This window comes from Bisbaumannia salifodinae (genome assembly GCF_055388505.1).
In genome coordinates this window covers 2,304,448-2,323,540 of the sequence record NZ_AP043781.1, presented here as the reverse complement: position 1 = coordinate 2,323,540, position 19,093 = coordinate 2,304,448, and the positions used below count along the sequence as shown (strand labels likewise).

General features: G+C 61.7%; 20 protein-coding genes, 4 tRNA genes and 1 other annotated feature. Of the genes, 15 read left to right on the top strand and 9 right to left on the bottom strand.

Going from position 1 to position 19,093, the window contains the following annotated elements; translation table 11 throughout:
• The first annotated feature begins 90 nt into the window (after nt 1-90).
• The 9 genes from ACZ5EF_RS10620 to ACZ5EF_RS10580 all read left to right on the top strand — a co-directional run bounded on the left by ACZ5EF_RS10620 (nt 91) and on the right by ACZ5EF_RS10580 (nt 8,386).
• On the top strand, nt 91-363 hold the full coding sequence (locus tag ACZ5EF_RS10620; RefSeq protein ID WP_346063582.1) for a helix-turn-helix transcriptional regulator: 273 nt from the start codon (nt 91-93) through the stop codon (nt 361-363).
• Nucleotides 364-462: 99 nt separating this feature from the next.
• Nucleotides 463-1,386 (top strand): toprim domain-containing protein, encoded by a 924-nt coding sequence (locus tag ACZ5EF_RS10615; protein WP_346063583.1) that lies wholly within the window; start codon nt 463-465, stop codon nt 1,384-1,386.
• The gene (locus ACZ5EF_RS10610; protein WP_346063584.1) at nt 1,383-2,459 is read left to right on the top strand and encodes an AAA family ATPase; all 1,077 of its coding nucleotides are present in this window, start codon (nt 1,383-1,385) and stop codon (nt 2,457-2,459) included. The genes ACZ5EF_RS10615 and ACZ5EF_RS10610 overlap by 4 nt, the downstream gene beginning before the upstream one ends.
• Before the next feature lie 690 nt (nt 2,460-3,149).
• Nucleotides 3,150-4,538, top strand: a complete 1,389-nt coding sequence (locus ACZ5EF_RS10605; protein ID WP_346063585.1) for a hypothetical protein — start codon at nt 3,150-3,152, stop codon at nt 4,536-4,538.
• Between the two features lie 12 nt (nt 4,539-4,550).
• Entirely contained in the window at nt 4,551-4,763 is a 213-nt protein-coding gene (locus ACZ5EF_RS10600; RefSeq protein ID WP_346063586.1) for a hypothetical protein, read from the top strand.
• Nucleotides 4,753-6,141, top strand: coding sequence for a lytic transglycosylase domain-containing protein (locus ACZ5EF_RS10595; RefSeq protein ID WP_346063587.1), 1,389 nt, complete (start codon nt 4,753-4,755; stop codon nt 6,139-6,141). The genes ACZ5EF_RS10600 and ACZ5EF_RS10595 overlap by 11 nt, the downstream gene beginning before the upstream one ends.
• Nucleotides 6,142-7,023, top strand: coding sequence for a baseplate hub protein (locus ACZ5EF_RS10590; RefSeq protein ID WP_346063588.1), 882 nt, complete (start codon nt 6,142-6,144; stop codon nt 7,021-7,023). It abuts the gene before it with no gap.
• 2 nt (nt 7,024-7,025) lie between these two features.
• The gene (locus ACZ5EF_RS10585) at nt 7,026-7,838 is read left to right on the top strand and encodes a hypothetical protein (protein ID WP_346063589.1); all 813 of its coding nucleotides are present in this window, start codon (nt 7,026-7,028) and stop codon (nt 7,836-7,838) included.
• The gene (locus ACZ5EF_RS10580) at nt 7,838-8,386 is read left to right on the top strand and encodes a DUF2213 domain-containing protein (RefSeq protein ID WP_346063590.1); all 549 of its coding nucleotides are present in this window, start codon (nt 7,838-7,840) and stop codon (nt 8,384-8,386) included. The genes ACZ5EF_RS10585 and ACZ5EF_RS10580 overlap by 1 nt, the downstream gene beginning before the upstream one ends.
• A 1-nt stretch (nt 8,387) precedes the next feature.
• Here the strand turns inward: ACZ5EF_RS10580 and ACZ5EF_RS10575 are convergent.
• A protein-coding gene (locus tag ACZ5EF_RS10575; RefSeq protein WP_346064042.1) for an IS3 family transposase occupies nt 8,388-9,613 on the bottom strand; the annotation gives its coding sequence in 2 pieces (ribosomal slippage) (nt 8,388-9,328 and nt 9,328-9,613; 1,227 coding nt in all).
• Nucleotides 9,219-9,335, bottom strand: a sequence feature (AL1L pseudoknot). Its footprint overlaps the gene before it by 117 nt.
• A 477-nt stretch (nt 9,614-10,090) precedes the next feature.
• Here ACZ5EF_RS10575 and ACZ5EF_RS10570 point away from each other — a divergent pair.
• Together ACZ5EF_RS10570 and ACZ5EF_RS10565 are read left to right on the top strand one after the other, a co-directional pair.
• On the top strand, nt 10,091-10,264 hold the full coding sequence (locus ACZ5EF_RS10570; RefSeq protein ID WP_346062200.1) for a hypothetical protein: 174 nt from the start codon (nt 10,091-10,093) through the stop codon (nt 10,262-10,264).
• Nucleotides 10,265-10,333: 69 nt separating this feature from the next.
• Entirely contained in the window at nt 10,334-10,543 is a 210-nt protein-coding gene (locus ACZ5EF_RS10565; RefSeq protein ID WP_346062201.1) for a hypothetical protein, read from the top strand.
• A gap of 54 nt (nt 10,544-10,597) precedes the next feature.
• On the opposite strand, the gene ACZ5EF_RS10560 is transcribed toward ACZ5EF_RS10565, so the two are convergent.
• From ACZ5EF_RS10560 to uvrY, 6 genes are all read right to left on the bottom strand, one after another.
• Nucleotides 10,598-10,683: transfer RNA gene (locus ACZ5EF_RS10560), tRNA-Leu, on the bottom strand.
• Between the two features lie 151 nt (nt 10,684-10,834).
• A tRNA-Cys gene (locus tag ACZ5EF_RS10555) sits at nt 10,835-10,908 on the bottom strand.
• Between the two features lie 50 nt (nt 10,909-10,958).
• Nucleotides 10,959-11,033 (bottom strand) — tRNA-Gly (locus ACZ5EF_RS10550).
• Between the two features lie 62 nt (nt 11,034-11,095).
• Nucleotides 11,096-11,644: a CDP-diacylglycerol--glycerol-3-phosphate 3-phosphatidyltransferase gene (gene pgsA / locus ACZ5EF_RS10545; RefSeq protein WP_346062202.1), complete on the bottom strand. Its 549-nt coding sequence runs from the start codon at nt 11,642-11,644 to the stop codon at nt 11,096-11,098.
• 86 nt (nt 11,645-11,730) lie between these two features.
• The gene (uvrC, locus tag ACZ5EF_RS10540) at nt 11,731-13,545 is read right to left on the bottom strand and encodes an excinuclease ABC subunit UvrC (protein WP_346062203.1); all 1,815 of its coding nucleotides are present in this window, start codon (nt 13,543-13,545) and stop codon (nt 11,731-11,733) included.
• A gap of 63 nt (nt 13,546-13,608) precedes the next feature.
• Nucleotides 13,609-14,259 carry a UvrY/SirA/GacA family response regulator transcription factor gene (uvrY, locus tag ACZ5EF_RS10535; RefSeq protein ID WP_346062204.1) on the bottom strand — a complete coding sequence of 217 codons (651 nt, stop codon included), beginning with the start codon at nt 14,257-14,259 and terminating at the stop codon, nt 13,609-13,611.
• A 243-nt stretch (nt 14,260-14,502) separates the two neighbouring features.
• Between uvrY and ACZ5EF_RS10530 the strand changes: the two genes are divergently transcribed.
• Nucleotides 14,503-14,578: transfer RNA gene (locus ACZ5EF_RS10530), tRNA-Ala, on the top strand.
• A gap of 128 nt (nt 14,579-14,706) precedes the next feature.
• Here the strand turns inward: ACZ5EF_RS10530 and argF are convergent.
• Nucleotides 14,707-15,627 carry an ornithine carbamoyltransferase gene (argF, locus tag ACZ5EF_RS10525; protein ID WP_346062205.1) on the bottom strand — a complete coding sequence of 307 codons (921 nt, stop codon included), beginning with the start codon at nt 15,625-15,627 and terminating at the stop codon, nt 14,707-14,709.
• A 265-nt stretch (nt 15,628-15,892) separates the two neighbouring features.
• Here argF and ACZ5EF_RS10520 point away from each other — a divergent pair, with 265 nt between their 5' ends.
• Nucleotides 15,893-16,237, top strand: a complete 345-nt coding sequence (locus ACZ5EF_RS10520; RefSeq protein ID WP_346062206.1) for a Grx4 family monothiol glutaredoxin — start codon at nt 15,893-15,895, stop codon at nt 16,235-16,237.
• An 88-nt stretch (nt 16,238-16,325) separates the two neighbouring features.
• Here ACZ5EF_RS10520 and rnt read toward each other — a convergent pair whose 3' ends face one another.
• The gene (gene rnt, locus ACZ5EF_RS10515) at nt 16,326-16,991 is read right to left on the bottom strand and encodes a ribonuclease T (RefSeq protein ID WP_346062207.1); all 666 of its coding nucleotides are present in this window, start codon (nt 16,989-16,991) and stop codon (nt 16,326-16,328) included.
• A 206-nt stretch (nt 16,992-17,197) separates the two neighbouring features.
• Here rnt and ACZ5EF_RS10510 point away from each other — a divergent pair, with 206 nt between their 5' ends.
• Both ACZ5EF_RS10510 and ACZ5EF_RS10505 read left to right on the top strand, forming a co-directional pair.
• Entirely contained in the window at nt 17,198-18,418 is a 1,221-nt protein-coding gene (locus tag ACZ5EF_RS10510) for an argininosuccinate synthase (protein ID WP_195859696.1), read from the top strand.
• A 217-nt stretch (nt 18,419-18,635) separates the two neighbouring features.
• Nucleotides 18,636-18,929, top strand: a complete 294-nt coding sequence (locus ACZ5EF_RS10505; protein ID WP_346062208.1) for an HlyU family transcriptional regulator — start codon at nt 18,636-18,638, stop codon at nt 18,927-18,929.
• Nucleotides 18,930-19,093 lie beyond the last annotated feature (164 nt).

The window sequence follows — 19,093 nt, the reverse complement described above, 5'->3', positions numbered from 1 at the left end:
GTAAAAGTTCTTATGCAACGTTTCCCACGAATATGCCGGAGGCGTGTCATTGAATAGGTAATACCTTGAACAAGCATGAGGTATTACCCAATGAGCAGCACGGACACCTACCCCGAACCCGCCACATATAAGGGCGGTAGCCTTCCCCCCGAAGCAACTACCGTACTTCCCCGCCTGATGAATCAGCGCGACCTTGCCAACTATCTTGGCAAGTCGACAGCCTGGTGTGAGCGCGCCCGTTGGGCCGGCGAAGGCCCCCGCTTTATCAAACTCGGTCGCCATGTTCGCTATCGTGCCGACGATGTTCTGGCATGGATCGAGGAGCAGGCCCGCACCTCTTCAACTACTGGAGGTGCTAAATGAGAATTCCAATGTACGCAGCGGTCCACGAGGCTGCCAGAAAGACCGGGGTCCTCGCCGAGAAGGAGATTTTGCTTGCGATGAACGGCGGGGGGGTTGCCCATGGCTGATACGCAAAGAAAACCGCCGACGCTTGGGGGAGCGTGGGCGGTTCACAAAGCGTTCTCGGACCAACTCGCTATCGAGGCCAAGCTGGCTGATGCCATTTTAGCACAGACTGGTGCCTCGACCAGTATCGTCGCCGATGGCGAAATTCACCGCCACGATCACCCCGACGGCAAGCGCGGCAACAAGCGTATTTGGTACGTCTGCCATCACGACTTCGCTGTTTGGGGTGATTGGGGTACCGGCGAACAGCACAACGTCTTTGCCAAGGGGCCCATTGACCCCGAGACGGCCGCCAAAGCCCGCATGGAGGCCGAGCGCCGCAAGCGTAATCGCAAGGCCAGGGAAGAGCGCAGAAGGGCCCAGGCCGCCGAGAGTGCCCGGCAGGCTGCCCATCGGTTGCCCTGGGCCGATTCCGGTCACCCGTACTTGGTGAAGAAGAAGATCAAACCCATCGGCCTAAAGCAGCAGGGCACGAAGTTGGTGGCGGCGATGACCGACGGGCGGCGCATCGTCAATTACCAGACCATCGACCCTGATGGCCGCAAGCGCTTCCTGGCTGGCGCGAAGAAGCAGGGCGCCTATTTCGCCATCGGTCACATCGGCGACCGCCTAGTGGTCTGCGAAGGCGTGGCCACGGCGATCAGTATTCACCTGGCGTATGGCTGCGCGGTGGCAGCAGCGATGGACTGCGGGAATCTTAAGCCTGTGGCCTTGAACCTGCGCAATCGCTATCCCGATGTGCCGATCGTGATCATGGCAGACAACGACATTCACCGACCGGATAACCCGGGCGTGACCCACGGCAAGGCCGCAGCGGAAGCAGTAGGCGGCCAGTGCGTATGGCCGGCCCCCAGCCCTGTCCAGCCGGACGCTGCCATCGACTTCAACGACCTGTGGCAGGGAGGCCTTCTTCTATGACGAACTTGCTCCTGGATCCTGCGACCAAGGCCGCGGCGGAGAAGCTGCCAAGTCCCGGCTTCACCATGGTTGGTGACATGCTCTCCAATGTCAGGCCACCGGACTGGCTCATCAAGGGTCATCTAGAGGCCGACAGCCTGGGGCTGATCTATGGCCCTCCCAAGTGCGGGAAATCCTTCCTGGCGATCGACTGGGCCTGCTGTGTGGCCACCGGCACCCCCTGGCACGGCCATCAGGTCAAGCAGGCGACTGTGTTCTACCTGGCCGGCGAAGGTCACAACGGACTGGCGCGCCGTTTCATGGCATGGGGGATCAGCAGAGAGATTGATCTCTCGAAGGCGCCCATAGCCGTCTCTAACTCTGCGCAGCCCTTGACCGATGAGATCGCAACGACCCAAGTGCAGGTCGCAATCGATACCTTGGCCGAGCGCCACGGCCCCCCGGCACTGATCGTCGTCGACACCCTGGCCCGTAACTTCGGCGGTGACGAGAACTCGACGCAGGACATGAACACCTTCGTCCAGCACCTCGACCGGATCCGCCAGCGCTGGAGGGCCACTGTCCTGGTGGTTCATCACACCGGCAAGGACCAGTCCCGGGGTGCCCGTGGTTCTGTCGCCCTCACGGGTGCCATTGATTCGGCATTCAAGGTCGAGCGCGACGAGCTGGGGACTGTGCTCATGGAGGCCACCGAGATGAAAGACTCTGAGCCGCCAGGGCTGCAGGCCTTCAAGCTCGAGGGGGTTCTCCTGCCTCTGAGCGACGAGGAAGGCGGGGAGGTATGGAGCTGCGTCCCCCGGCCATTGGATTCCGCTTATATGCCGCCCAAGAAAGGTGCTGCAGGGAGGGGCAAGAACCAGACCGCCGCCCTTCGTGAGCTGGAACGGCTGTATTCAGATTATGCTGAGCGGCTGGGCGGAGCGGAGCGCCCCCCTTTGGTGGAGATCGCCCATTGGCGCCAAGCCTGTATCGACGCAGGGCTGTTCAAGCCGAACCGGTGGGGTGAGGTGAAGGACAAGCTGGCCGAGCATGGCTCCGTAATTCTCCGGCCGCCTCATGCTCTCCTGCCATGAAAACCCATGTCCGATTCCGAATTCCGAAATACCGATCCGTCCGGTTAAGGAAACCGGAACGGTTCGGAACGGGCTTTTCGGATGTTTCGGAAGAGTTTCGGAACAATTTCGGAATTGGTTTCGGAATGTTTGGTGCTCCTAGAGAAGCTGTCCAGTCGGACAACAAACACCGATGTATGTATATGCACTACCCCCACAACACCCCACCTGCCTGGCTATCAAAGGGATATGTAGTCTCCCTAAAAGACATTCAAGTTACTGTCATATATGAAATATCTTTGAGCGTCATAAAATAGGTACCAGATATGGAGCAAATATCCCCGAGATAGGCACCTATATGGCCAAGCAATCCGCACTACCTAACGACTACTCCCACGACTGGCTTGAGCGACTAGACGGGCGCACCCGACTTGCTCAAGCAGTCCGCCAGCGGTACAGCGCCCTGACCACCGATCTAGGTGGCCACGAGAACCTGAGCTATCAGCGTCGCAGCTTGGCGCGCAGGGCGCTGTGGCAAGAGGCTGTCATCGAGCAGATGGAAGCGGCGCTAGCCCGTGGTGAGGATGTGGACCTAGGTCGTATGACGCAGGCCGTTAACAGCCTTCAAGGGCTGCTTAAGACACTCGGACTAGACAGGAAGGCAAAGGACATTCCCGACCTCCAGACATACTTGGCTAACCGGGGGCAGGCATGAGCGTCAGTATTCGCGACGTTATGACCGACCCGGCATTGTTTGGGGATCAATTCAGCGGTGATAGCTGGGCGCCCTGGACGTCCCTGTTGTGTGGCTTCTACGGCCTGGCGCTGAACCGAGAGGAACGGCGCATCTTCCATAGCATTACACGCCGCTCAAGCAGCCCCAAGGAGGCTTGCGAGGAGCTTTGGCTGGTAGTGGGCCGCCGTGGTGGTAAAAGCCAGTGTGCGGCCCTGCTGGCCGTTTTCATTGCAGCCTTTCACGACTATTCCGACCGCCTTAGCCCTGGTGAAGTGGCGACCTGTGCCGTCCTGGCCGCCGACCGCAAGCAAGCCCGCTCAGTGTTCCGTTACGTTGTCGGCTTGCTGCACAGCAACCCGATGCTTTCAAGCATGATTGTTCGTGAGGACAAGGAAGGCATTGAGCTGAGCAACCGCACGGTTATCGAAGTCGGCACCGCGTCTTTCCGCTCAACCCGTGGCTATAGCTTCTGTGCAGTCATTGCCGATGAGATCGCCTTTTGGCGCAGTGAAGATAGCGCCAACCCCGACCGAGAGATTATCGATGCCATCCGTCCAGGGCTGGCCACTCTCAACGGTAAGTTGATCTGCCTATCATCGCCCTATGCCCGCCGCGGCGAACTGTGGGAGACATACAAGCGCCACTTTGGCCAAGATGGACCGATCCTCGTTGCCCAGGCGCCAACCCGCATCATGAACCCGAGTTTGCCCCAGCGGGTAATCACTCGTGCATACCACCGTGATGAAGCGTCGGCCCGGGCCGAGTATGGGGCCGAGTTCCGCACAGACGTTGAATCCTTCGTCACCCTGGAGGCCCTGGAGTCTGTAACCCGCCCCTCGCCACTGGTCCGCCCCTATGACAGCCGTTATGGATATGTGGCGTTCGTGGATCCTGCAGGTGGCGGCAAGGATGAATACACCATGGCCATCGGCCACCGTGAAGGCGACATACTCTGCATCGACCGCGTAGACGCTGCCCGAGGTGTCCCGGCAGAGATTACAGCGCGGTATTCCGGCGTCCTCAGGGAATACAACGTCAAGCGCATCAACCTGGACAAATATGGCGGATCGTGGCCTGCCGATGAGTTTGGCAAGCATGGCATTACCGCCGAGCATTCCCCAAAGGTTCGGAGCGAACTCTATATCGACTCCCTGCCCGCAATTGCTAGCGAGCGTGTCGAGCTTCCCCCTGATGAACGCATGATTCAGCAGTGGACGACCCTAGAGCGGCGCACTAGCCGCGCTGGGCGCGATTCCGTTGACCATGCGCCCGGTGCCCATGATGACCGTGCAAACGCTGTGGCGGGTCTTATCGCACTACATGGGCAAGTAAAACCCTATGTACCTATCCGCTCCTGGCTTTAACGAGGTAATCCCATGTCCGACATGCTGAAAACACACGGCCTAGACAAGATGCAGAACGAGCGCCTTGAACTGGCTCTACAGAACTCCCTACAGAAGGCCCAGCAAGGCGATTACCAAGCATATCTGCTGGCCACACTGGTTCAGAGCAACGTGCTCTTGGTCGATCGCCTGAAGCAACTGGAGGCCCGCCTCGACAAAATGGAGGGCCGCGGCAATGGCCGGTGAATACCTAGATGAACTCCTCGTGAAGTTGGGCTTGGAAACAGACGCACAGTCTTTCCGGCAGGCCAACAGCCTATTCGCCGGCGTCACCCGCGCCGCCTGGGGCTTCTCTGCTGCAATATCTGCCGGCCTTGGTGGCGCTGCACTGACCACTAGGCTTGCCAAGAGCCGCCACGCCTTCGCCGCCCAGGCCGACGCCCTTGGCCTGTCCGCCGAAGCGGCCGATCGGCTGGGGTTTGCCCTGGAGCAAGCAGGCGGGAGCGCTGACAACGCGCTTAACGTGCTTCAGACAATGCGAGACCTTCGCGACCAAGCGGCCTATGGCGAAGGCGAATTGTTCGGCGCGGGCATGTTCGGCATTGATGTTGACCGCATCATTACCGCTCAGGATGAAATGGCGGCGCTGTTGGAGTTGTCTCGCCAGTTTCAGGGGCTTTCCGATGTGGAGCGTAACCGGGCACTGGATCAACTGGGCATTAGCGGGACCGGCATCCAGAACCTTTTGCGCGGTGGCCCTGACGTGTTCGGGGAACAGCTTGCGCTAGCCGCGGAGCTTCGGACCCTCACTGAAGAGGAAGTTAGGCTTAGTCGTCAGCTAAATCAGAGCATGGGCGAGTTGAGCCGCGCCATGGATGAGCTTAACGACAACCTCGTCACTGGGCTGGGTCCGCATCTGGTCGATGCGATTGATGCGTTTACGGGAATTCTCACCGGGAACATACCCAACGCCCCTCCGGGAGAAGGTGCGTTTGTCCGTGGGGCGGATGGCGGTGCGGATCTCCGCGCAAGGCAGCGTGACACGTCTAGTGTTAGCAACGAAATCTCGGGAATGACCCTTCTCGAGGCCATAGCCCAAGTGGAGTCAGGAGGTCGCCATCGCGATGCTAGCGGGAGGCTGATCACCAGCCCCCTGGGCGCCCAGGGGATGTACCAGATCATCCCCAGCACTGGCCGCGATCCCGGCTACGGGGTGATGCCGCTCCAGAATAACACTCAGGCAGAGCACGAGCGCTTCGCACAGGATTACTTGGGGGCGCTGGCCCGAGAGTTCGAATCGGAAGAGCTGGCAACGATTGCCTATAACGCCGGCCCCGGAACGCTTGAGCGCTGGCTAAGCGAGTCCGACGACTGGCGCGAGTCCGCACGACGCGACCTGCAATCTGATGTTGATCACATGCGGTACGTAGCCAGCCAGGCGCTCGAATATGAATTGAAGGTCGAGGGCGTGATGGGGCGAGAACTTAGGGGCGGCACGATCCACCAGACGAATCACTTCCATATTCAGAGCAACGATCCTGATGCTGTAGGCCGAGAAGTAGATCGCCGTATTTCGCACCTTTCACAGCAGAGTTCACGTGACTTACAAAACGGGGTGGACTGAATGTCACCGATCCTGGATAGGGTATACCATCTAAGTGTTGGGGATAACTCCGAGACGCTGGAGCTAGATGGTTTTGTCGGGGACCCCGCTAGAGTCCAGTTTCGTATTGATCGCGGATATGGAAGTTACGACTCTCACGCCTTGATTACCGTATTTGGCTTGGGCCGGCAGTCCCGCCAAAAAATCTATGAGCGCTATGACAGAGTTCGTTTTACAGCTGGATACAGGGATAGCTGGGGGCAACTGTTTTCTGGAACCATATACAACGTGAGCATCGGCAGAGATGGCCCGGAGACTTTCGTTACCTTGTTCTGTCGAGCGTCAGGGGTGAACTGGGACAATGCCCAGGTGGTGAAAACGTTTGGCGCTGGCACGAACATGCTGGAAGTGGTTACTGAGGTGGCCGAGTCTTTCGGCTTGCCCGTTGAGTTTGTCGGCGACTTCTCCGACCTTCCGACCTTGGCAAGTTCGATGCCTGTACAGCAGTCCGCTAATACCTTCCTCGCCACAGAGGCTAAAAATTTCGGCTTTACTTGGACGATTGACGGGGGGAGGCTGACTATCTTCCGCGATGGTGCCAAGCGGGAAACCATGCACTCCACTAGCGCATTAACTGGCATGGTTGGCACTCCGATAATCACCCAATGGGGGATTGAAGTCACCACAAGGTTAATGAACCAAGTCCAAATTCTTGACCAGATTGAAGTGCGGAACGAGACGGGGCAACTAAACTTCGCCAATCCCAATGCAATCCACCGAGCAGACACTATTGGAGCTGGTATATATCGAATCTCCGGGCTAACTCACGATGGCGATTTATATGGGGACAACTGGTCAACGACGCTCCAAGGTTTAAACCCTAGAACCACCACCACGAGGTAGACATGAACCTAGATCAACTGAAAGACCTTATCGCCCAGCAAGACGAAACCCAGCGCAGAGCCGCAGATGCTGTTCGTCCTGCCTATGAAAAGGCCCGGCAAGCCGCCCATGAGCTGCGCGAGAGCGTGTCCGGCACTGTGGACGAGGATGCCCAGCGTGAACGCCTGCAGGGCATTGTAGTGAGCGCTGCCGGGAAGATCTACGCCAGCAAGTCAGACCTTCAAATGGCTGGCCTTGTGGTGGGCCAACACGCTGCCGCCGTAGCGGATCAACCCGGCCTGGATTCGTCTCTGGCACGGGATGGCAAATGGCTGATTGCTAACGCCATGAGCAATGTCCGTTACCACCGCGCTGAACAGCGTCAGAAGGTGGTGGCCGCGCTGGTGGTGGCCGCCAGCGGCGCCGGGGTGGAAACCGGCCTGATCGAGTTCCCGCAACCGTGGTGGAGCTTCCCCAGCCTACCGAACCTGGAAGCAATGGCCGAGCTGATGGATCCCGAAGCCGTGGCCACCATGCGGGGCGAACAGGAAGAACAAGCCGCCCTGCTGGCCGAGGCCATGCGCCTGGAGGATGCGCTTAAACAGGCGCAGCCCAAGCTGTTCGCGGTAGGCGATAGCGGCACCGCGCTAACTGTCGCCGTTCGCAATCATCGAGGCGGCAGCCTGACCATTATGGGCGTCTCGTTTGAACCCGGTGATAACGAGCTGACTGCCGAGCAATTCTCGAAGGTTCGCGGCAACCGGTATTTCGCTGCACATACTGAGGCCGGGGCTCTGGAAATCATCACAACTAGTGATCTCGTGGAGGAAGTGTAATGACCGACCATAAAGGCAAGTGCTATAGCCAACCGCCTAAAAAGGAAAACGCCTGGAAGGACGATGCCCAAGTGAAAAGAGATGCGGCACGTAATGAGTTTCTAGCCAAGCGGTATGGCACCACTGACAGCATCGAAAATGCTTACGAAGCCGCACAGGAACGCAGCCACTCCGCCGCCATGGGTGGGCGTGTTGTTCGCGATGGAGAGCATGTTGTTGCCAGCATGACAATCATGGATTCCGAGGCCGCATCAGAGGTGGAGCGTGGAGCGCGTGCGTTATCAGCTGTTCACGACGCCCAGGCGCAGCGCCAGGCGGCTCGCCAGGAATGGATCGACCAACGCCAATCCCGCGGCGTGCTTGATGCCGCTTACAAGGCCGCGCAGGAACGTAAGGCCAACGCCTGGGAAGATGGCACTCAACACACGACGGGGGATACCCAAGTGCAAAGGGATGCTGCGTATCAAGAGTTTCTCGCCAAACGGCACGGCACCACTGACAGCAAGGAGGTGAACCGCCCCGGCTTTCTCGGAGACCCGCTGGTTTGAGTCAGGCGGCCTTCCGGGCCTGACTCTGTTGCTGATAATACAGTGCTTCTCGCTCCGCTGGTGGCACGTTGCCGATTGGCTCCAGCAAGCGTCGATGGTTGAACCAGTCGACCCATTCCAGAGTGGCGAACTCCACGGCTTCCAGGTGCCGCCATGGCCCGCATCGACGGATCACTTCGGTCTTGAACAGTCCGATCACCGTCTCTGCCAGCGCGTTATCATAGGAGTCCCCCACGCTACCGACCGAGGGCTCGATACCGGCATCGGTCAGCCGTTCCGTGTAGCGGATCGAGACATATTGCCCCCCTCTATCACTGTGATGGATCAGGGCTCCCTCATGCCGCTGTCGCCGCTCATGAAGCGCCTGCTCAAGCGCATCCAGCACCATGTCGGTCCTCGGCGTACTGGACACCCGCCAGCCGATGATCCGGCGGGCGAACGCATCAATCACGAAAGCGACATAGACAAACCCGCGCCAGGTCGCCACATAGGTGAAATCTGACACCCAGAGGGCGTTGGGCTGACTCGGCTGAAACTGCCGTCGAACCAGGTCCGCCGGACAGGCCTTGTTGGCATCCGGCACGGTCGTCTGCACTCGCTTGCCTCTGACCACGCCACGCAAGCCCATCTCCCGCATCAGGCGGGCCACCGTGCAGCGCGCCACCGAGAGGCCTTCCCGGTGGAGCTGACGCCAGACCTTGCGAACCCCGTAGACACAGAAGTTCTCTTCCCAGACGCGGCGCACCTCGGCACGCAGCCAGCGATCACGCTGCACGCGGGGAGGCGCACTGGAGGGCTGGGCTTCTCGGGTCTTGTGCGCGTAGTACGTCGACGGAGCGATCGGCAGAACACGGCAGATCGGCTCGACCCCGTATGACGCACGGTGATCATCGATGAAGTCGATCATCACTTGTTGCGGCGGTCGAGCTCCGCCTGGGCAAAATAAGCCGAGGCCTTGCGCAGGATCTCGTTGGCGCGCTTCAACTCGCGGTTCTCGCGCTCCAGGGCCTTAATGCGCTCACGTTCGGATGTCGTGGTGCCCTCACGCCGGCCGGCATCACGTTCGGCCTGACGCACCCAGTTACGCAGGCTCTCAGCCGTGCAACCGATCTTGGGGGCAATAGCGCCAATAGCGGCCCACTGGGAGGGGTAATCGGCCTCGTGATCGAAGACCATTCGCACGGCCCGCTGCCGCACCTCGGGGGAATATCGATTTGATGTGCTCATGGCTCCATCCTCTCAAGGTTTGGAGCCTCCGGGAATCCCGGGGCGGTTCAAGGGCAAATAATGGCTAGCGTCTGTGGAGATCACTACGAGTTGACCATGCGTAGTCAGTACCTATTTGATAAGCGTCGGCACCTATTTGAGTCGGCCACTGGCCGCCCAGATCAATCGCCAAAGCACCGCAACAAGCAGGCTGAATCCCTCGCCGTGTCACGTCTCAGGGGGCTCATGAGTCGGGTGCGTGCATGATCGCCGTGCTGCCCTGCCACCAGGCGCTCCCACAGTCGGTGTAATCGTGATGACGCCCTTGCCGGCCGCCAGGGGTCGGGATCGGTTCCCGACCCTTCCATTCCCCCGGCACATGGCTGATGGCCTTGGCACGCATCGGTGGAAGATGTTCGGCCTCATTGGGAAAAAGCCTTGCCGAGCGAGAACCGATGAACTACATTGAATCCCAATAGAGTTCATTAGGGATGAAACATGGCACCCCAGGATCACCAAGTCTCCATACGCCTTTCTACCGAACTGCTGGAGCGGGTGGAGGCATACCGCAAGGAACTGGAGCGCGTGACACGTCAGCCAGTGACCCGCGCCAATGCGCTGAGATCGCTGGTCGATGCGGGCCTGGAGCTTGTTGAGAAGGAAAAGAAGTAGGAAGGATGCCTCGAGGTGCTGCAACACCTCGAGGCAATACACATCGGCAACTACCGAGGAGAAGCCGACATGCAGAACCAAGATACCACAACCGCCAAACTCGTAGAGATCGAAGCCCATAGCCGCCGTGCCTGGGCGCTCACATCCATGCTTATGACCTACATCAATCAGGACACGGACGAGCCGAGCAACGAGGTACTGAGCGAAGCCCTGGCGGAAATCTGGGAACGCCTGGACGCCATCGGCGCCGAGATCCATCGGAAGGCCTCGCAGGGCTGACGCCGACCTAGAAAGCAGAAGCCCCGCTCAATGGCGGGGCTTTCTTGTGTGGGATGGTGCCGGGAGCGGGACTTGAACCCGCACGACCGTGGGTCGAGGCATTTTAAGTGCCTTGTGTCTACCGATTCCACCATCCCGGCAGGGGCTACATAGATGCTACATAAAAAATCGGCGGCATTCTAAGCCGCTGATTATCCAATACTTTATAGCTCGAAAGGCAAGATTTTAAGTCTCTTGCGTCTACCAATTTCGCCATCCGGGCGGGAGGTTCGAGCTGGGGAAATCAAGAAATGGAGGCTGGAGTCGGAATCGAACCGGCGTACACGGAGTTGCAGTCCGCTGCATGACCACTCTGCCATCCAGCCTCACTGAGTCGGGCCAGTTTCAGAAAGTCTTGCCTGGGCAAGTCTGAATCTGGAGCGGGAAACGAGATTCGAACTCGCGACCCTCGCCTTGGCAAGGCGATGCTCTACCACTGAGCTATTCCCGCTTGACTCGAGAGCGAATTATACGGATAACTCCGTGACTGTCAAACGTTTATTGCGACTTTCCTTACATCGAACGACGCAGATGGGGCCAGGCGGCACGCAGGTACTGGGCCATGGACCACAGGGTCAGGGCGGCGGCGGCATAGAGGGTCGCGACCCCCAGCTGGGCCACCGGAGCGCCGGGGACGAAGCCCAGCAACAGCAGCAGGGCGACCATCTGCAGGGTGGTCTTGACCTTGCCGATCCAGGAGACCGCCACCAGGCCGCGTTTGCCCATTTCGGCCATCCACTCGCGCAGCGCCGAGATAACGATCTCGCGGCCGATGATCACCAGTGCCGGCAGGGTCAGCCAGAGGCTCTCGTAGCGTTCGATCAGCAGGGCCAGGGCCACCGCCACCATCAGCTTGTCGGCCACCGGGTCGAGGAAGGCCCCGAAGGGGGTGGCCTGATCCCAGCGCCGGGCCAGATAGCCATCCAGCCAGTCGGTGATGGAAGCCAGGGCGAACAATGCCGCCGCCAGGGGCAGGCTCCAGCCATAGGGCAGGTAAAAGATGACCACCAGCAGGGGAATAAACGCGATGCGGGCCAGGGTGAGTAGGTTGGGGATATTCATCGTCGAGTCGCGTGTCCTTGCCTGAGGAGTCAAAAGGGCCATTCTACCCGCGGGCGTGGGGATCATCCATGTGCCTGGGAGCATTGTCAGCCATGCAGTGCCTGATAGAGGATCTCGGCGAGGCCGGCACTGATGCCGGGAACCCTCGCCAGTTCCTCGCGGCTGGCCTGGCGGACCCCCTGCAGGCCGCCGAAGAAGCGCAGCAACTCCCGGCGGCGCTTGGGACCGATGCCGGGAACCTCCTGTAGTGTCGAGGTGCGGCGTGCCTTGTCGCGTTTGGCGCGGTGGCCGGCGATGGCGTAGCGATGGGACTCGTCGCGGATATGCTGGATCAGGTGCAGGGCCGGGGAATCCGCCTCCAGGGCCAGGGGCCTGTCGGCCCCTTCGAGGAAGAGGGTCTCGAGTCCCGCCTTGCGGGTGCTGCCCTTGGCGACCCCCAGCAGGCGGATGTCGCCTAGGCCGAATTCCTCCAGCACCTCGCGGGCCATGCGCAGCTGGCCCTTGCCACCATCCACCACCAGCAGGTCGGGGCGCTTGCCCTCGCCTTCGGCCAGGCGCTTGAAGCGTCGGCTCAGGGCCTGGTGCATGGCGCCATAGTCATCCCCCGGGGCGATACCCTCGATGGCGAAGCGCCGATAGTCGGAGTTCAGCGGGCCCTCGGGGCCGAAGGCCACGCAGGAGGCGATGGTGGCCTCGCCCTGACTATGGCTGATATCGAAGCACTCCAGGCGGGTCGGCGGGGACTCCAGGCCCAGGGCCTGGCGCAGGGCCTCGAAGCGCCTGGCCAGCTGCGTCTGGTTGGCCAGTTGAGTGCCCAGGTGCTGCTCGGCATTGGTCTGGGCCAGCCCCAGCCACTGGGCGCGGTGGCCGCGCACCTGATGGGTCAGGCGCACCCGGCGCCCGGCCTGCTGGCTCAAGGCAGCCTGGATCAGGTCGGCATCCGGCAGGGCGAGGCCGGTGATCACCTCCTCGGGGACCTCCCGGGCGGAGCCCAGGTAGTATTGGCTGACCAGCTCGCCGAGCAATGCCTCCGGTGCCAGGTCGAGGCCATTGACGGGGGTGTGGTGATTGACCCCCAGCATGCGCCCCTGACGCACCGTGAGCACCGCCACGCAGAGGCCGCCGGGGCGCTCCGCCAGGGCGAAGAGGTCGGCGTCGCCGCCGCCGGTATCCACATACTGGCGCGCTTGCAGGCGGCGCAGTTGCTGGATCTGGTCGCGCAGTCGCGCCGCTTCCTCGAAGGCCAGCGCCTGGCTGGCCGCTTCCATGGCCTGGGTCAGCTCGTCGGTGACCTGATCGCTCTTGCCGGAGAGGCACAGCACCGCATGTTCCAGGTCGCGGCGATAGGCGTCCTCGTCGATCAGTCCCACGCAGGGCGCGCTGCAGCGCTGGATCTGGTACTGCAGGCAGGGTCGTGAGCGATGGGCGAAGACGCTGTCCTCGCAGTTGCGGATGCGGAAGATCTTCTGCATCAGCGACAGGCTCTCGCGCACCGCGCCGCTGCTGGGGTAGGGGCCCAGGTAGCGGCCATCGTCGCGGCGCCGCCGGGCACGCTTGTACTCCAGGGCGGGATAGGGGTGGTGATCGCTGACGAAGACGAAGGGGTAGGACTTGTCGTCCCGCAACAGGATGTTATAGGGCGGGCGCAGTTCCTTGATCAGGGTCTGCTCCAGCAGCAGCGCCTCGGTCTCGCTATGGGTCAGGGTGACCTGGATATCGGCGATGCGCGTCACCAGGGCCTGGGTCTTGGCGTTGAGGGTGCCGCGGAAGTAGCTGGCCAGCCGCGCCCGCAGGCGCTTGGCCTTGCCTACATAGAGGGTGTCGCCGGCGTCGTCATACATGCGGTAGACGCCGGGGCCCTGGCCGATGGTCTTGAGGAAGTGCTTGGAATCGAAACTCATGGAAGCCGTGCCGCTAAGTCCTGGCCCAGCATAACAGAGTTGGGGGGCGGGCAGCGCCCCCGCCTAGAGCTCGTTGGACTGGTAGCCTTCCACCAGGCCGTAGCGCAGCCCCATATGGGTCAGTTCCACGTCGGAGTGGACGCCGAGCTTCTCGAAGATCCGGTAGCGGTAGGTGTTGACCGTCTTGGGGCTGAGGAAGAGGCGATCGGAAATATCGCTGACCTTGTGGCAGTTGACGATCATCATCGCTACCTGCAGCTCGCGCTGGGAGAGCTGGTCGAAGGGGTTGTCCTGAATGCTGATACGCGACAGGGCCAGGCGCTGGGCCATTTCCGGGCTGATATAACGCTGGCCGGCGAAGACGCTGCGGATGGCGTTGACCATCTCCGGCAGCTCGGTGCCCTTGGAGATAAAGCCGCTGGCACCGGCGTCCAGCAGGCGCTGGGCGAAGGCGTCCTCGAGATAGGCGGTGAGCACCAGGACCCGAATATCGCTCATGCCCTTGATGATCTTGCGGGTGGCCTCCAGGCCGCCGATCCCCGGCATACGAATATCCATCAGCACGATATCGGGACGGTGTTGGCGTGCCAGGGCGATGGCCTCCTCGCCGTCGGCGGCTTCTGCCACCACCGTGATGCCCTCTTCGGCATCCAGCATCCGGGCGATGCTGGTGCGCACCAAGTGATGATCATCTGCGACAATGACCCTGATCAAAGCGATACCCCGATAGGCAGTTGAATCGTCTCGATGACGGGGCCTGTGGCGCCTCGTCCATGAGTGACCTAGCTTAGCTTCATTTAGGGGCGCTATCTAGCGGGGGGTGACCCCAAGATCAGCGAATGACGATTAATTACGACTGAGGGGTTGACGGTTTCGGGAGGGGGGCGTAATATTCGCCTCGTCGCTGAGGGAGACGCCAGCAGCGACAGCCCGAATGACGCTACAGACATTCCGTGTGGGGCCTTAGCTCAGCTGGGAGAGCGCAACACTGGCAGTGTTGAGGTCAGCGGTTCGATCCCGCTAGGCTCCACCAACCGAATCGAGAAGAAGCCACCGCCCAGTGCGGTGGCTTCTTCGTTGTTTTCCAGTCAGTTGTCCCAACAAAAGAGGTCGGCCCCAGATGGGGCCGGCCTCTTTCTATTATGCGGGAGGGGAGAGCGCCTAGCCTTCCACCCTGCCCAGCAGCAGGAACTCCAGCAACGCCTTCTGGGCGTGCAGGCGGTTGCCGGCCTCCTGCCAGACCACGGCGCGGGGGTCGTCGAGCAGGGTCTCGCTGATCTCCTCGCCGCGGTGGGCGGGCAGGCAGTGCAGGAAGAGGACGTCCGGCTTGGCCAGGTCGAGGAGTGCCTCGGTGACCTGGAGGTCGGCGAAGTCCCGTTCGCGCCTGGCCTGCTCCTCCTCCTGGCCCATGGAGGCCCACACGTCGGTGGTCACCAGGTCGGCTTCGGCCACCGCCTGGCGAGGATCGCGCACCAGGCCGACCCGGTCGCCGGCGGCCTCGAGGATATCCTGGCGCGGCTCATAGCCCTCGGGGCAGCAGATGCGCAGTTGGAAGTCGAACTGACGGGCGGCGTTGATCCAGGAGTGGCACATATTATTGCCGTCACCGATCCACACCGCGGTCTTGCCGCGCACGCTGCCGCGCAGCTCGGTCCAGGTCATCACATCGGCGAGCAGCTGGCAGGGGTGGTAGTCGTCGGTGAGGGCATTGATCACCGGCACGCTGCTGGCGGCGGCAAACTCCTCGAGACCCTGGTGGGAGAAGGTGCGGATCATTACCGCGTCGACCATCTCGGAGAGCACCCGGGCGGTATCGCCGATGGGCTCGCCACGACCCAGTTGGGTGTCGCGGGGCGAGAGGAAGAGGGCATGGCCACCGAATTGCGCCATGGCGGTCTCGAAGGAGACCCGGGTGCGGGTCGAGGACTTCTCGAAGATCATCGCCAGGGTGCGGTTGGCGAAGGGCGTATAGGTGGGGCCCTGGGTCTTGAGGCCGGTCTTGATGGAGATGGCCCGACGAATCAGGTAGGTGAGCTCCTCGGGGCTCAGATCCAGCAGGGTCAGGAAATGGCGTGTCGCCATGGTGTCTCTCCGCGTAAAACGACCATCCTAGCTAGCCGGGCGGTGCGGCGCAACGCGTGGGGGCAGGGCTGTCGCAGTGAGTACACTTTCTGATCGGCGGGCCGGGGTTACCCTGGGGGCGGGCCGTCGCGGGGCGCTGTGAACCCCTCAGTCAGTCCAACTGGGAGGGGCCGGGTGGGGCGGGTGTCGCCCCGGGGCTGTTTTCGCCGCCGGGGATCAGTAGAATGGTTGCCAAGCTCACAGTCACCGTCGAGAAGGAATCCCCATGAGCACCACCATCGACAACATCAAGCAGCAGATCGGCGAAAACCCCATCCTGATTTACATGAAGGGCTCTCCCCAGCTGCCCCAGTGCGGTTTCTCCGCCCAGGCGGTACAGGCGCTGATGTCCTGCGGCGAGCGCTTCGCCTTCGTCAATATCCTCGACAACCCGGATATCCGCACCGAGCTGCCCAAGTACGCCAACTGGCCCACCTTTCCCCAGTTGTGGGTGGACGGCGAGCTGGTCGGCGGCTGCGATATCATCGTCGAGATGTACCAGAACGGCGAGCTGGAGACCCTGATCAAGCAGACCGCCGCCAAGCACAATCAGGCGTCGTCTGACGCGTAACGCCTTAAGCTTGAAGCCGGAAAAACCATCGCCCCCATGGCCTTGCCATGGGGGCGATTTGCCTTGTCAGGCTGTTATCCGGCTTGCCCTAGACCTCTTCCAGGCCCTGCTCCCGCTGGGCCAGGTTCCAGCCCCCCAGGTCCTTGAAGCGGTTGACGATGGCGCAGAACAGCTCGGCAGTACGCTCGGTGTCGTAGCGGGCCGAGTGGGCCTCGGTATTGTCGAAGGCGATGCCGGCGGCGCGGCAGGCGCGGGCCAGTACCGTCTGGCCATAGACTAGGCCGGAGAGGCTGGCGGTATCGAAGCTGGAGAAGGGGTGGAAGGGGTTGCGCTTGATGCCGCAACGGTTGACGGCGGCATTCAGGAAGCCGTGATCGAAGGCGGCGTTATGACCCACCAGGATGGCGCGGGTACAGCCATTGGCCTTGACCGCCTTGCGCACCGGGCGAAAGATCTCCCCCAGGGCTTCCGCCTCGCCGAGGGCGACCTGCTGGCGCAGGGGGTCGTCGAGTTTGATGCCGGTGAAGTCGAGGGCCGACTGCTCCACATTGGCACCCTCGAAGGGGCTCACATGGAAGGCGTAGGTGGCATCCGGTATCAGGTTGCCTTCCGGATCCATGCTCAGGGTCACGGCGGCGATCTCGAGGATGGCGTCGCGTTCGGCATTGAAGCCGCCGGTCTCCATGTCCACCACCACCGGCAGAAAACTTCGAAAGCGCTGCGCCATCATTTCGCGGGCGATTGCCTCGCTCATGCCCCTCTCCCTTCCCGATTCATGATCATCCCTGGCGATGGACCGCCCGGGTGGGGCGGATTCTAGCATCTTTGCCCCCGCCTGGCGCCAGGCGGCGGTATTCGACGCCGACCAAGGGCGCTATACTGAGGCGCTCGAAACCCCAGGCTGTGGCAGGCTTTCCCGCCGCAGCGTCTTGCATGAGTCGATTCACCAAGGAGCCCCGAATGTCCGATGTCAAGAAGGTCGTTCTCGCCTACTCCGGCGGCCTGGACACGTCCGTTATCGTCAAGTGGTTGCAGGAGACCTACAACTGCGAAGTGGTGACCTTCACCGCCGATATCGGTCAGGGGGAAGAGGTCGAGCCGGCCCGCGCCAAGGCCCAGGCCCTGGGCGTCAAGGAGATCTACATCGAGGACCTGCGCGAGGAGTTCGTGCGCGACTACGTCTATCCGATGTTCCGGGCCAACACCATCTATGAGGGCGAGTACCTGCTGGGTACCTCCATCGCCCGCCCGCTGATCGCCAAGCGGCTGATCGAGATCGCCAACGAGACCGGCGCCGACGCCATCTCCCACGGCGCCACCGGCAAGGGCAACGACCAGGTGCGCTTCGAGCTGGGCGCCTACGCCCTCAAGCCCGGCGTCAAGGTGATCGCCCCCTGGCGGGAGTGGGACCTCAACTCCCGCGAGAAGCTGATGGCCTACTGCGACGAGCACAGCATCCCGGTGGACTTCTCCTCCAAGAAGAAGAAATCCCCCTACTCCATGGACGCCAACCTGCTGCATATCTCCTACGAGGGCGGCATCCTCGAGGATCCCTGGGCCGAGGCCGAGGAGGACATGTGGCGCTGGAGCGTCTCCCCGGAGGCCGCCCCGGACCAGCCCACCTATATCGAGCTGACCTATGAGAAGGGCGATATCGTCGCCATCGATGGTCAGGCCATGAAGCCCCACGAGGTGCTCGAGGCCCTCAACAAGCTGGGCGGCGCCAACGGCATTGGTCGCCTGGATATCGTCGAGAACCGCTATGTGGGCATGAAGTCCCGTGGCTGCTACGAGACCCCGGGGGGCACCATCATGCTCAAGGCGCACCGCGCCATCGAGTCCCTGACCCTGGACCGCGAGGCGGCCCATCTCAAGGACGAGCTGATGCCGAAATATGCCAAGGTGATCTACAACGGCTACTGGTGGAGCCCGGAGCGCAAGATGCTGCAGGCCGCCATCGATGCCACCCAGGAGAACGTCTCCGGCGTGGTGCGCATCAAGCTCTACAAGGGCAGCGCCACCGTGGTGGGCCGTCAGTCCGCCGAGTCTCTGTTCGACGAGTCCATCGCCACCTTCGAGGACGATGCCGGCGCCTACGACCAGAAGGATGCCGAGGGCTTTATCAAGCTTAACGCCCTGCGGCTGCGGATTGCCGCGGGCAAGGGCCGTAAGCAGGACTAAGGAAACGCTGATTTATTACTGCGCTCGATATCTTGGCCGCCGGCGGTGCTCGAAATCCTCACCTAGTACCGCATAGGCTCCGGTTTCTGTGCTCCGGCAGCGGCCAATCTCTCTTCGCTCGCAACATAAATCAGCCGTTTCCTGGAAAGACTTGAGACTCAGCGACGTCGGCCCCGGTCGGCGTCGCTGTCGTTGAGGCGTCGATAAGGAGGACACCATGTTCAAGAAGCTGTTATCCGGCCTCTTCGGCCAGGGAGAGGCCAAGGCGGCCCCCGAGGCCGCGCCGGTGGAATACCGGGGCTATCGGATTATCCCCGACTGCCAGGAGCAGGGTGGCCAGTACCGGGTCAGCGGCTGGATCCGCTTGCCGGTGGACGGTGGTGAGACCAAGGCGCACCGCTTCGAGCGCTCCGACGTGGTACCCGGCCGGGAGGCCTGCGAGCAGTTGATGATCAGCAAGGCGCAGCGCTTTATCGACGATATCGGCGAGGCGATGTTCGAGCCCCGTTGAGGGTCGGGCCCACTAAGGCCGCAGGCCGTCCATCGACGATATCGGCGAGGCGATGTTCGAGCCCCGTTGAGTGTCGGGCCCACTAAGGCCGCAGGCCGTCCATCGACGATATCGGCGAGGCGATGTTCGAGCCCCGTTGAGGGTCGGGCCCACTAAGGCCGCAG